This window comes from Endozoicomonas sp. SCSIO W0465 (assembly GCF_023716865.1).
Lineage (GTDB): Bacteria > Pseudomonadota > Gammaproteobacteria > Pseudomonadales > Endozoicomonadaceae > Endozoicomonas.
The window spans coordinates 4,381,019-4,394,464 of the sequence record NZ_CP092417.1; the positions used below are offsets into that span (position 1 = coordinate 4,381,019).

Annotated in this window: 13 protein-coding genes; 2 read left to right on the forward strand and 11 right to left on the reverse strand. The window is 49.0% G+C overall.

Going from position 1 to position 13,446, the window contains the following annotated elements; all coding sequences use genetic code 11:
- Positions 1 to 21: 21 nt before the first annotated feature.
- Complete coding sequence (locus MJO57_RS19720) at positions 22 to 1,659, forward strand: ankyrin repeat domain-containing protein (protein ID WP_371924894.1); 1,638 nt, start codon at positions 22 to 24, stop codon at positions 1,657 to 1,659.
- An 84-nt stretch (positions 1,660 to 1,743) separates the two neighbouring features.
- Here MJO57_RS19720 and nqrF read toward each other — a convergent pair whose 3' ends face one another.
- The 10 genes from nqrF to MJO57_RS19770 form a co-directional block, all read right to left on the reverse strand.
- Positions 1,744 to 2,970, reverse strand: coding sequence for an NADH:ubiquinone reductase (Na(+)-transporting) subunit F (gene nqrF, locus MJO57_RS19725; protein WP_252018115.1), 1,227 nt, complete (start codon positions 2,968 to 2,970; stop codon positions 1,744 to 1,746).
- A gap of 16 nt (positions 2,971 to 2,986) precedes the next feature.
- Positions 2,987 to 3,583, reverse strand: coding sequence for an NADH:ubiquinone reductase (Na(+)-transporting) subunit E (gene nqrE, locus MJO57_RS19730; RefSeq protein ID WP_252018116.1), 597 nt, complete (start codon positions 3,581 to 3,583; stop codon positions 2,987 to 2,989).
- Between the two features lie 3 nt (positions 3,584 to 3,586).
- Positions 3,587 to 4,252, reverse strand: a complete 666-nt coding sequence (locus tag MJO57_RS19735) for an NADH:ubiquinone reductase (Na(+)-transporting) subunit D (protein WP_252018118.1) — start codon at positions 4,250 to 4,252, stop codon at positions 3,587 to 3,589.
- Positions 4,252 to 5,043 (reverse strand): Na(+)-translocating NADH-quinone reductase subunit C, encoded by a 792-nt coding sequence (locus MJO57_RS19740; RefSeq protein WP_252018119.1) that lies wholly within the window; start codon positions 5,041 to 5,043, stop codon positions 4,252 to 4,254. The genes MJO57_RS19735 and MJO57_RS19740 overlap by 1 nt, the downstream gene beginning before the upstream one ends.
- On the reverse strand, positions 5,043 to 6,215 hold the full coding sequence (locus MJO57_RS19745) for an NADH:ubiquinone reductase (Na(+)-transporting) subunit B (protein ID WP_252027070.1): 1,173 nt from the start codon (positions 6,213 to 6,215) through the stop codon (positions 5,043 to 5,045). The genes MJO57_RS19740 and MJO57_RS19745 overlap by 1 nt, the downstream gene beginning before the upstream one ends.
- A 33-nt stretch (positions 6,216 to 6,248) precedes the next feature.
- Complete coding sequence (locus MJO57_RS19750; protein WP_252018120.1) at positions 6,249 to 7,598, reverse strand: Na(+)-translocating NADH-quinone reductase subunit A; 1,350 nt, start codon at positions 7,596 to 7,598, stop codon at positions 6,249 to 6,251.
- Positions 7,599 to 8,840: 1,242 nt separating this feature from the next.
- A complete protein-coding gene (locus MJO57_RS19755) occupies positions 8,841 to 9,797 on the reverse strand; it encodes an IS1595 family transposase (RefSeq protein WP_252017306.1) in 957 nt (318 codons plus the stop codon).
- 51 nt (positions 9,798 to 9,848) lie between these two features.
- The gene (locus MJO57_RS19760; RefSeq protein WP_252027071.1) at positions 9,849 to 10,256 is read right to left on the reverse strand and encodes an IS1595 family transposase; all 408 of its coding nucleotides are present in this window, start codon (positions 10,254 to 10,256) and stop codon (positions 9,849 to 9,851) included.
- Entirely contained in the window at positions 10,225 to 10,713 is a 489-nt protein-coding gene (locus tag MJO57_RS19765) for a transposase (RefSeq protein ID WP_252018121.1), read from the reverse strand. Before MJO57_RS19765 ends, MJO57_RS19760 begins: the two co-directional genes overlap by 32 nt.
- Before the next feature lie 111 nt (positions 10,714 to 10,824).
- A complete protein-coding gene (locus tag MJO57_RS19770; RefSeq protein WP_252018122.1) occupies positions 10,825 to 11,607 on the reverse strand; it encodes a TatD family hydrolase in 783 nt (260 codons plus the stop codon).
- Positions 11,608 to 11,873: 266 nt separating this feature from the next.
- On the opposite strand from MJO57_RS19770, the gene MJO57_RS19775 reads away from it, so the two are divergent.
- Positions 11,874 to 12,971 (forward strand): multidrug effflux MFS transporter, encoded by a 1,098-nt coding sequence (locus MJO57_RS19775; RefSeq protein WP_305881890.1) that lies wholly within the window; start codon positions 11,874 to 11,876, stop codon positions 12,969 to 12,971.
- A 98-nt stretch (positions 12,972 to 13,069) separates the two neighbouring features.
- Here MJO57_RS19775 and MJO57_RS19780 read toward each other — a convergent pair whose 3' ends face one another.
- Positions 13,070 to 13,411, reverse strand: a complete 342-nt coding sequence (locus MJO57_RS19780) for a PilZ domain-containing protein (RefSeq protein ID WP_066016801.1) — start codon at positions 13,409 to 13,411, stop codon at positions 13,070 to 13,072.
- Between the last annotated feature and the right edge of the window lie 35 nt (positions 13,412 to 13,446).

A 13,446-nucleotide genomic window follows, 5' to 3' on the forward strand; every position in this document is an offset into this window, starting at 1 on the left:
AACTCTGAGACCGAAGTTCCCCTGGTAGCCGCCTGTCGCTATGGCAACGTTGATTTTATCAGATCGCACTATGCTAAAAGTCCTGACGACATTACCCGTTGCTACTGCTCAAATACCCATAGTGAAGAGGTACCCCTGATTGTGATTGCCACTGAAAGCAAGCAGCTTGAGGTGGTTCGTTTGCTATTGGATTATCACCCCAACGCCATTATTCCTCGCTGTAAGATTGAAACAGATGCACTAGCCATTGCACTGGACAAGGGGCATCTGGAGATAGCTGACTTACTCCTTAGCAGGCATATCAATGTTGTCCCCAGCGATCTTTACCGCGCAGCCCGGCAAACCAATAGCTCTGAAACATTCATCCGGATATTAGAAAAACTCAGGGAAAATCGCTCCCCGGATGACTTTCATCGAGTAATCAATGGCAGTGTTACGAAAGACATCTCCCCGCTCAGGGACTGCGCCAGCAGAGGAACAGCAGACAATGTCAAAGCACTGCTGAAATATGGTGCCGACGTGGATGCCAAGGGATCTAATGGACACACAGCCCTGTATTTTGCCGCTGTTAATGGCCATTTAGATGTTGTCCAACCGTTACTGAAGCATGGTGCGGATACCAATGTCACCGTGTACAATGGCCTCTCTATGCTGCTGGCCACCATACAATATGGACACTACCGGGTAGCCACGGTATTAGCAAAGCACCCTGGAACCGATATTCATCTGGCTTACGAGGAAGAAACTCCAATAATGGCATGTTTCGAAGCCTATAGAAGTGGAATCAGTGTGGACATGGAGCTAGTCAAAACTCTGGTACAAGCTGGAGCACATATTGACAGAGGTAAGATACCTCCTTTTGCCCACGCCATTATGCACTACACCTCAGAAGTTGTCAGTGTATTGATTGACGGCCAAAACAGGGGAAAGATTAACCAACCGGTTTTTACCGGGGAGCAATCAATAGAACTGTTCTGCAATGACCAAAACCAGCTGAGATCAGAGTTTGTGGAATATTATTCCCACTTTAAAAGTGAGGATAGTTCAGGCATGAGACCTCTAACTTTAGCCATCTTTTGCAAAAAACCACGGACTGCACAACTACTTATTAATGCCGGGGCCAGAGCAACCAGAAATGATCAAAAGCTTGCTGCAATAAAAGAAATTAGAGAATTAATCATATTTCCCCCATCACAACAACTCCTCTGTACCTCTGGTGCTTCACACAGTCAGGAGGCTCAGGCCACAGAAATTAATAACCCGTTGGCAACAGCCATTATCGCGGGAACGTCTGCAGAAGATATCATCTCTCGGTATCGCGTTAACAAAAAAGGGAAAAAACCATTGGTTGATGAAGCTGTCGTTGATCTTACAGAATCCATAAAACTACTTGAGACGAAATTTTCCGCAACCTCTGAACGTGACAACTATTGTAAATGTTTAAAAAGGAGCGATGGTAAGGGAATGAGGCCGATAACACTGGCTGTTTTATACCAAAACCAGACAGCCTTTGAGTCGCTGATCAAAGCCGGAGCCTTCATTAGAATAAACGACTATCGCCTTGCAGGATTAGTCAATAATAAAGCGATGCAACAGACGATTTATCAGAAATTAACTAAAGAACACCAGCAGAGATTAGACGAGAAGCACCGGCAGTAGACCGTAGAATTGCAAAAAAAAGCCGGTGACAATGAACCGGCTTTTTTACCACAATGTTTTTTACCACATTGCTAATCCAGAGAATCAGCCACCAAAATCATCCAGCAGGATGTTCTCAGGCTCTACGCCCTGGTCTTCCAGCATCTTGATGACTGCAGCATTCATCATGGGTGGTCCACACATGTAGAACTCGCAGTCTTCCGGCGCCGGGTGATCCTTCAGATAGTTATCAAACAGAACCTGGTGGATAAAGCCGGTGTAGCCGGTCCAGTTATCTTCTGGCAACGGATCGGACAGCGCCAGATGCCAGCTGAAATTTTCATTCTCTTCGGCCAGCTTGTCGAACTCATCCACATAGAACGCTTCACGCAGGGAGCGGGCTCCGTACCAGAAAGAGATCTTCCGCGTGGAAGACAGGCGCTTCAGCTGGTCAAAGATGTGCGAGCGCATGGGCGCCATACCCGCACCACCACCGACAAAGACCATCTCGTTGTCCGTCTCTTTGGCAAAGAACTCACCAAAAGGCCCGTACACGGTCATCTTGTCACCGGGCTTCAGGTTAAAGACGAAGGAAGACATCTTGCCGGGAGGGAAGTCTGTACCCGGAGGTGGTGAAGCAATACGGATATTAAACTTCAGCAGACCTTTCTCTTCCGGATAGTTGGCCATGGAGTAAGCGCGGATGGTTTCTTCATCCACCCTGGAAACGTACTGCCACTGGTTAAACTTGTCCCAGTCACCACGGTACTCTTCAGCCACATCAAAATTTTTGTATTCAACAGTATGAGGAGGACATTCCAGCTGAACGTAACCACCGGCACGGAAGTTAACGTCTTCGCCTTCTGGCAGTTTCAGAACCAGCTCCTTAATGAAGGTCGCTACGTTGTCATTGGAAACAACTTCGCACTCCCACTTCTTGACACCGAAGAGTTCTTCTTCAACCTCAATTTCCATGTCCTGCTTAACCGCCACCTGACAGGAGAGACGCCAGCCTTCCTTCTCTTCACGCTTGGTGAAGTGGGAGCGCTCGGTTGGCAGCATTTCGCCACCACCAGACAACACCTTACACTTACACTGCGCACAGGTACCACCACCGCCACAGGCAGATGGCAGGAATACACCGGCACTGGACAAGGTGTTGAGCAGCTTGCCGCCGGCAGCCGTTGTTACAGCCTTCTCAGGATCTTCGTTAATCCCGATGGTCACGTCACCCATACTGACCAGTTTCGAACGGGCGGCGAGGATGACCAACACCAGCGCCAGTACGATAATGGTGAACATGGCAACGCCATAGATAATATTTAAATCCATATCGTCCCAATCCCCCTTACAGCTGAACGCCAGAGAACGACAGGAAGCCCAGGGACATCAAACCAACGGTGATGAAGGTAATGCCCAGACCTCTGAGTCCTGCAGGTACATCGCTGTACTTGAGCTTTTCACGAATGCCCGCCAATGCAGCAATGGCCAGAGCCCAGCCCACACCAGCACCGAAACCATAAACCACGGACTCACCAAGATTGTAGTCACGCTGAACCATGAACAGTGACGCACCCATAATGGCACAGTTTACGGTGATCAGTGGCAAAAATACGCCCAGCGCGTTGTAAAGAGCGGGTACAAACTTATCCAGAAACATTTCCAGAATCTGTACCAGGGCGGCAATAACCCCGATGTAGGTAATCAGGCCCAGAAAGCTCAGGTCAACACCGGGAACCAAGGCACCGTCTTTCAGGATGTTCTGGTAAATGATGTTGTTAATGGGCACGGTAATGGTCAGTACGGCAACCACCGCAACCCCCAGACCCAGTGCGGTTTTCACCTGCTTGGATACCGCCAGGAAAGTACACATCCCCAGGAAGAAAGCCAGCGCCATGTTTTCCACGAACACTGCTTTCACAAATAGCGAAATAAAATGTTCCATGACTTAGTGCGCCTCACTGAATTGGGTGTTAGGTGCAATCTTGAATTCCACCGCTTCAACCTGGTCTGTCTTCCAGCTGCGAATCGCCCAGATCAGCAGACCGATCAGGAAGAAGGCACTCGGAGCCAGCAGCATCAGACCATTGGGAACGTACCAGCCACCGTTGTTTACGGTGGCGAAGATTTCCACACCAAACAGGTTGCCCGCACCAAAGAGTTCACGGAAGAAAGCAACAATCATCAATACACAGCCGTAGCCCAGACCGTTACCGAAACCGTCCAGGGCTGACAACATGGGACCGTTTTTCATAGCGAAGGCTTCCGCACGACCCATGACGATACAGTTGGTAATGATCAGGCCAACGAATACCGACAGCTGCTTGGAGATGTCGTAAGCGTAAGCTTTCAGGATCTGGTCAACCACGATTACCAGCGAGGCAATCACCGTCATCTGGCAGATAATACGAATACTGTTGGGAATCTGGTTACGGATCAGGGCAACCGCCAGGTTGGAGCAGGCGGTTACACCAATGACCGCCAGTGCCATTACCAGGCTGACCTGCATGCTGGTCGTTACCGCCAGTGCCGAACAGATACCGAGAATCTGCAGGGTAATGGGGTTATTCTTGACAACCGGTTCCAGCAGGATCTCTTTGGTCTTCACAGACATTAGGCATTCCCCGCTTGCAAATTATTCAGAAACAGTTTAAAGCCGGCATCAGACAACCAAAACTTGATCAGATTACTGACCCCATTGGCCGTCAACGTTGCTCCAGCCAGACCATCAATCTGGTTTACGGCACCCGGGCTGGTTGGATCAACGCCACCTTTGATAACGTGCAGGGCCACCTGGCCATCAACACCGTAAATTTCCTTGCCAACCCAGCGGGATTTCCATACCGGATTGCTGACTTCTCCACCCAGTCCGGGCGTTTCCGCCTGCTCAAAGAAACCAAAACCTTTCACGGTGTTCAGGTTGTTTTCCAGCGCCAGGAAGCCATACATGGTAGACCACAGGCCACGGCCGTGAACAGGCAGGATCAAGGTCTGCATTTCGCCATTTTCTTCAACCAGATAAACCTTGGCAACATCAGCCTGACGGGAAATACCGGCGATATCAGCACTGCCCAGGGCTCTGGATGCCTTGGTATCTTTTGCTGCAGTGCGCTGATCGTACTGGTCAACCGTCTGGCCATTGGCTTCGTCAACAAACTTACCGGTTTTCAGGTCAACCAGACGTGGCTGGATCTGCTTGTAAAGCTCGGCAACTTCAGAGGCATTCAAAGCCCTGGCATCACTGCTCAGACCGGCGATATCCAGAATGTTTCGCTGAACGTCCAGCTTGATATTCTGATCCTGAACCGGCTTCAGGAATACTGCCGCCATGGATACCAGCACCGAGCAGATCAGTGACAGGACCACGGTGACCAGCAGCGTCTTTTTAATCGTATCGTTTCCCATCAGGCCCGAGCCTCCCGACGCTTGATATTGGCCTCTACCACAAAGTGGTCAATCAACGGCGCAAACAGGTTGGCAAACAGAATGGCCAGCATCATCCCTTCGGGATACGCAGGGTTCACCACTCGAATCAGGACAACCATGAAACCAATCAGTGCACCGTAGAACCAGCGACCGTTGTTGGTCATGGAGGCGGATACCGGATCCGTGGTCATAAAGATCAGACCAAAGGCAAATCCACCCAGTACCATATGCCAATACCATGGCACCTGGAACATGTAATTGGTGTCAGAACCGATCACGTTGAACAGTGTAGACAGGGCAATCATACCAATCATGGTACCGGCTACAATTCTCCAGGAAGCAATGCCGGAGAACAGCAGAATTGCACCGCCGATGAAGATGGCCAGTGTGGAGGTCTCACCAACAGATCCCTGCATCACCCCAACAAACGCCTGCATCCAGCTGATGGACTGTTGCAGCGCTTCCATACCGCCCTGCTGGGCAACGCTCAACATGGTGGCACCGGAGAAGCCGTCAACTGCCGTCCACACCAGGTCACCGGAAATCTGCGCCGGATAAGCGAAGAACAGGAACGCACGGCCAGTAAGAGCCGGGTTCAGGAAGTTCTTGCCGGTACCACCAAATACTTCCTTACCGATAACCACACCGAAGGAAATACCCAGAGCCACCTGCCACAGCGGGATGGATGGCGGAACAATCAGGGCAAACAGCACCGAGGTAACGAAGAAACCCTCATTCACTTCATGCTTGCGGATGATGGCAAACAGCACTTCCCAGAAACCACCGACAAAGAAGGTCACAGCGTAGATGGGCAGGAAGTAAACGGCACCATAGATGATGTTATCCAGAATACTGGCAGGATCGTTACCGGCCAGCATGGCAATCAGCATTCCGTGCCAGTCAGTCGGGAGGGTACCCAAACCATTGGCAATGGCCGTGTTCGCCTGATAACCCACGTTCCACATACCGAAAAACATGGCCGGAAAAGTACATAACCAGACCAGCCCCATCATTCGCTTCAGATCAACGGCATCACGAACGTGGCTGGTGTTATGGGTTTTATCCAGCGGTGTATAGAACAGTGTGTCCGCTGCTTCATACAGCGCATAGAACTTTTCGTATTTACCGCCCTTGACGAAATGGGGCTCCATCGAGTCAAGGAGATTTCTTAATGGCTTCACTGATTACCCCTCCAGCTCAATACGGGTCAGGTTGTCACGCAGCAAGGGGCCGTACTCATATTTACCCGCGCAGACAAATGTGCACAGAGCCAGGTCTTCTTCTTCCAGTTCAAGCGCACCCAGTTTCTGAGCAGTATCGGTATCGCCAACAATAATGGCACGGAGCAGCTGAGTCGCCAGAATGTCCAGGGGCATCATCCGCTCATAATTACCGACCGGAACCATTGCACGCTCACCACCGTTAGTCGTTGTGGTGAAGTTGAACAGACGGCTCTTGCTGAGGCCAGAGGTCATTACCCGCAGTATGGAAAATCGGTCCACTGTTGGGTTAACCCAGCCCAGGAACAGACGTTCATCGCTCTCTTCCAGAACGGAAACCTGATTATGGTAACGTCCAAGGTATGCGAATGATCCACAGGCAGTGCGACCACCAAATACCGACCCAGAAATTATACGATTGATCGCAGGCTTCAGTTCACCAGCCGTGATTTCATCGGTGGAGGCACCCAGACGGGTACGAACCAGCCGAGGCTTGTCAACCTGAGGCCCTGCCAGGGCAACAACACGATCGGTGAAAAGCTTGCCGGTAGTGAACAGCTTGCCGACGGCAATCACATCCTGGTAACTCACCTGCCAAACCGTTTTGGTGGCAGAAACCGGATCCAGGAAATGAATGTGGGTACTTGGCAGGCCTGCAGGATGAGGACCAGCAAACTCTTCACTGTTGGCAATGCCTGCAGGAATGTTGGCTCCTGGTGCTTTACACAGGAAAATTTTGCCGCCACTGAGTTTACCCAGGATATTAATACCCTGTTCAAACGCTTCGGCTTGCTCACTGATCACCACCTCTGGATTTGCAGCCAGCGGATGAGTATCAATCGCTGTGACAAAAACTGACGCCGGGCGGGTTCCCAATGCGGGCACCTTACTGAACGGACGGGTGCGCAGAGCAGTCCAGAGACCGGATTCATTCAGCTGCGCTTCAACCTGATCAGCGGTCAGACCCGCCAGCTCTTCAGGCTGGTAGGCAGTGAAGGTTTCTTCTTCTTCCTGGCCACTGTTATCGGACTCAATATCAATCACAACGGATTGCAAAACCCGTTTTTCACCACGATTAATTGCTGAAACTGTACCGCCAGCCAGTGCTGTGTACCGGATACCCGGTGTTTTCTTATCGGTAAAGAGCAGTTGCCCTTTTTTAACTCGATCTCCCACAGCAACCGCCATCGTAGGCTTCATACCTACGTAATCAAAGCCAATCACGGCGACAGAGCGTGCTGCTCTACCTTCCGATATACTTTGTTCAGGCGATCCTGAGATCGGGAGATCCAGCCCCTGTTTGATTTTGATCATACCTTTCGCCTAATCAATCAAGTTGAGGTCAGGAGTAACCCGTCTCTCCGGTGATCTGGAACTGTCTGACGAATTAAGAAAGCTATAGCTTGACATTTTTCTCTATTGATAAATCAACAAGCCAAAGCGCCCGGTGACCAGAGCACTGGCCGGGAGCACTGCACATTCGAGTCAGTAGACAACTTGAAAAGGGGTACAAACCTGCCGGGCAAGGCAAAACCCTGAAACCAGAGGCATCAGAGTCAAACAGCAGAAGCTGGTAGCACACCCTTTCTCAAGGTTACTGCTGCGCAGTTATATCCCCGGAAAGCAGTCTGGCAATCCGATCAGACACAGAAAAAGCTCCGCTGAAAATCAGCAAAATTCTGAAGGACATCCAGACAGACACGCGTCGAAATTTGAGAACATTAAGTTCCTTATATTTAGCCGAAGCATGATCGGAAATTCCGTATCTGAGCCTAAATCCGCAACATCACCGATGAAAATGGTGGGGCAATTATAAAGAGACTGGAGGTGATATGCCATACTGGCAGGCAGGATATTTTCATCAATATCTATTAGAAATAACCAACAAATACCTTAATCGCCAGAGTATTTTTCACCCCTCCCCCAGGCGAAAAATCAGTAGTGAACTCACCCTTTAAACAGTCAAAACCTGACAAATATTATTGGCTCTTTTCGTATTGCAGACTGCTGATTTCATAAATCAGGCTGGAATCCTCCTGTGGCAGGGCTTGGCAATATTTAGCCAGCAGTTTCCTGAAGGCATTGTATATCAAGGCCTTTGGCCAATTTTCATTGCAGAGCAGTCTGTAACCCGAAAAGAGCCATATTATTTTATTGGCTCTTTTCCAATTCCAGACTGCTATGTAACCAGCAAGTTGACTAAGGGCTGAAGAAGACTTTTGCCTCTTCGGCCAATATTATGCAAAAACTCAAAAAAGCCAAGGTAAAGGGGTAAAGCCTCTTGGGATATCCTGATTACCACTGATCGTACGTCATGACACAGGGAAAGATAATTTAAGAATATACGTGCAGCTTTTCATTCTTTATGTCTATAACCCGGTAAAGAAATAATAGAACCTCTCCAGTATTACCGGTGGAGCAGGCATCATGACGGCTTGTTCTCCAGATTATCAACTAAATTCGGTTTCATAACCGCTCCGAACAAGCAAAGACCCACATCATCATTCGAAATAATGATATTAATACGTCAACTGACTTTCAATTATCGGTTGATGGCTAACCCGGTTTCCACTGGACGTCTGGCAGTTTGAGAAGTCGATCCGGCATCGGTGCTGTATTGACTGCAGCCCGACCTAGCCTTGAGATCATTGAAGGCATATCAAAACGCCGGTTAAACCGATAGTTGAACTCTGATAGATAACGGCCCAGATGCTTGGGGTCGAGCTTATGGTAAGTACCGGTAATCGCTGTTTTCACGTTTCCCAGCATGGTATTTACCCAGGTGAACAACTCATTCTCCATGGATGCATGCCCACCACCGGTAATGATGGCTGTGTGCTGGCATCCGGCATCTTCAATACCCCGGAAACAGGACAAGCCATCGCTGACGGCCCGGACACCCTTTTTCAGGGCATGTTCTGCCCACTCCTGAATGGTTTTTCGCCGGAAGTTATCAACGGCATTGAACTTCATGTAGATAGGGTGGTTATCAGCATCTGTCTGAACTGCGGCCACGAAGGGGGCTTTGTTCTCTGAGCCTCTGCCCCGGCGGCCTCCGTGGCGCTCTCCGCCCCAATAGGCGTCATCAATCTGAACAAAACCACTCAACTGCCAGCTGTTATCTCTTTCCATCATGACCTGCATGAGTTTGTGTTTCATGCGCAATGCGGCATTGTAGGAAATGCCAAGTTGTCGATGAAGCGTCAGGCAAGAAATCCCCGCTTTATTCTGGGTGACGAGATAGATACCCAGAAACCAGGTAGCTAGAGGCAGCTTTGTTGAGTCAAAGATAGTGTTACTGGTAAGCGAGGTTTGGCAACGGCAGCAATTGCACTGGAATTCAGCTTTCCGGTGAAGCTTGCAGAAACTGCGGGAGCCACACTTCGGGCATTGGAAGCCATCTGGCCAGCGCCAAGAGGACAGCGCGTTCTCACACTGCTCTTCACTGCCGTAATTAGCCAGAAATTGCATAATGCCAAGGCCTTTTTGGAACTGAATGGTGTTTTTACACATCAGTTTTACCTCCAAAACACATGACTATCGACGTTTATTATAGCAGCTGGCTCACGACGTAGGGTCGGTGGTAATCAGGTGGGATATTCCCCTGTGAGGCCTTAGCCACGAGCGTAGAAGTGACCAAAACCCCTCCATAGTATTAACATGCACCTCGTAAATACCGTCTTTGTCATCATCACGAGCATACTCACCTTTGCCGTGACAGACCGTTTTATGTCTGAAGCCCCAGCTTTCAAGGTCATCATAGATGTTGTATTCATCGGTATAAATCTGGCTCTGTGGGGCTACGTGTTTCTTGATAAATGGTTCGATTGTCGCCTTCTTAACGTTCGACAGCATGTTGATAATGACCTGACCTCCCCTTTGAATCATTCCCAATACCGGCGGTTTGTCTTTTTCAAGAGTCCCACGGCCCGGAGCGCCTTTAAGCCTTCTTTTTCTCGGTGGACGATCCAGATTTTTTTAATGCTTCAGGGTGTCCCTTGTGACCAGCTACAATGTAGACCTCGTCGAATTCAACTTCGCCATCAAGAATCACTTCAGGCTTTCGGTCAACAACACCATTTCGTAAGACTGTGGTCATATGGTGTGCATCACTGACACACAGATCAAGTTCCTGAGCTATCTGGCTGTTGGAGACGTTCAGCCCCATTAAATAGAGACAGGCAATCCAGACTTTGAGTGGTCGGTGGTGTCCTGCGAAAACCGTATTTGTCAGGTCATCGAAGTAGCGCTTACAGGACTTACAGTAATAGTGCTGGCACTCTACCTGCACATTGTCGTGTCCATTCTTTTTGACATTCTCAGAATCACAGTGCGGACAGAGAACAGTGCCATCTGGCCAGCGGTTCTCACGGATCATCTCAAAGCAGGTGTCATTACTGATGAGATCTGAGATTCGGCCTATATTCATGGTCAATGCTGGCGATGGCTAATTATATCCACCAAGGATAGTTCAGCAGTTCGGAATTCGAAAAGAGCCATTTTATTTATCACGTTAAATTAAACGATGATTATTCAGTAATCAGACCGCCCGATGGAAAAGCCGATAGAAATTATCAGAGGTTTTTGCACCAAGCTCCTCAGCCGTCACTCCTTTTAGCCCAGCAGCAAACCGTGCCACATCAGCAACAAACCGGGGTTCATTCGACTTTCCACGATGGGGAACCGGCGCCAGGTAGGGAGAGTCGGTCTCAATCAACAACCGGTCCATTGGCAGATATTCAACCACTTCTCTCAATGCGGCTGCATTCCTGAAAGTAACGATACCGGAAATAGAGATATAGTAATTCAGATCCAATGCAGCTTTTGCCATCGCCAGAGACTCGGTAAAGCAGTGCAATACCCCGGCAGACTCCCTGGAGCCGTATTCACGGAGAAAATCCAGGGTATCTTCCCGGGCATCGCGGGTATGAACCACCACCGGCAACGCCAGTTCAGCGGCAAGCTCAAGATGATTAATAAAAGACTGCCGCTGAACTGCCTGAGCCCCTTCGGTGGTGGCGTAGCAGTAATCAAGCCCTGTCTCACCGATAGCAACCACTTTTTTATGGCTGGCCAGGGAACGCACGACGTCAATATCCGGCACGATCTCCTTACAGTCCAGCGGATGAACGCCAACCGAGGCATAGACATCCTCATACTGCTCCGCCAGTGATACGACTTCCGGGCCGTTTTCCAGATTGATGCCTATACAGAGCATACGATCCACACCCGCCTCCCTGGCCGCAGCTACTGCCAGGTCAAGGCTGCCTTCATAAGCACTCAAATCGAGATGATCGAGATGACAATGGGAGTCAATAAACATTCTTCTCTCCTGAAAGCTCAGCCCTGACAAGTTTGAACTTTTCAATTCACCTCAGTTTGTCAAGCCTTATGTCAATACCAAAAAAAGACTGCGGCTATGCTGAAGCCATTACAAAAGCAACTTCACGGCCCAGCATACATTTTTTCCTGTTAAAGCGTCAGAGCATTAGAATATCATAAACTCACTTCTGCTTTTCCCACGTTTTTTAATGGCAAGACTGAATTGTGAAAGTTAACTCCACATTATTGATTCTGCTGCTGATGATCATGTTTCCACAGATTGTCGAAACGATCTATAGCCCGGCGCTGGGATCTATTGTCGATGCTTTTTCAGTGAGTACGGTCCAGGCCGCCCAGACTCTCTCTGTTTATTTTTCTTCTTTCGCAATAGGTGTTGCGGTTTGGGGTATCATTGCTGATAAATGGGGCAGAAGACCTTCAATGTTAGCCGGCCTATTGATTTATGGATTGGCAACTTGCACAGCAATGTTAACCGGTAGCTTCACCATATTAATGTTTGCAAGAGCGATGAGTGCTTTTGGCATTGCCGTTGGTTCGGTGATCACACAAACCATGTTGCGGGATCTCTACACCGGAGTCGAACTGGGTAAAGTTTTCAGCCTTGTCAGTATGGGAATTGCACTAAGTCCGATTATCGGCATGCTGGTTGGCGGGCAACTTACTCAAATGGGGGGTTATCAGTACGTTTTTGCTGCTTTGTCTGTCTCCGCATTCCTGTTATTTGTGCTGAATAGGGCGAAACTTCCCGAAACACGACCAGAAAGAATAAAATCGGTAAACCTTGTGTTGCTTGCCAAGCGTCTCTATTCAGATTCACATATATGGCACTCAGCATTGCTGGTAGCACTATACAATGTTGCTCTGTTTTCTTATTACCAGCTTGGCAGCTTCACGTTTCATCAACTTGGCCGCAGTGTTGAGGAATTTGGCAACAGTGGTTTTATCCTGAGTGTTGGAACCTTGATGGGTAGCTATTTAAATAAAAGACTGCTGGAGAGAGATATTAGTCAGCATAAATTATTATGGCTGGCTAATGGTTTTCTTCTATTCGGTGCATTGGGTGTATATCTGTTAAATACCACTATCTGGTTCCTGATACCGATGCTGCAGGTCGTCATGGCTTTTGGAATTGCCATGCCTAATGTTATAAGCTCAGCACTTCAGCAATATCAGGATAATCTCGGCAGCGCTGGAGCTCTTTTTGGCTTACTGTATTATCTAATCATCGGCAGTGGTTTGATGCTGGCTGGCATTGTCCAGGATCTTGGTCTGGTTTTGCCAGGAGTCGCTATCTTAATTTCGCTGGTGATGCTATCCCAAAGCCGAAATTATTTTCATACATAAGTGTGGCCGAGAGTAAATCGGCCATAAGCATTAATGGTTCAACGAAACAGGCTCTTGTAAAACGGGGGCGATCATATAGGCCGCCTGCGTAAGACCGCTCACATTGTGTTGGTTTGGCGGTCCGAGGACAAGGCCCCGGCGATATACTTCTCAATTTTACTGCGTACACTGTCAGTCGGATCATTGAATTGAATACCAATCCCCGCCTGACGGCCACCCTGAGCCCCCATTGGAGTAACCCATACAACCTTACCCGGCACAGGAATCTTCTCGGGCTCATCCATCAACGTCAGACGGATAAATACATCATCCCCAAGGTTGTAATGTTTGTGGGTTGGCACAAACAGCCCACCACCGCTGATAAATGGCATATACGCCTCATAGAGTGATGCTGTATCCCGTATGGTCAGAGACATCAGTCCCTGCATCCCTTTCCCCATGACAACCCTCTCCTTTTTTCCTGAATTCAAATACC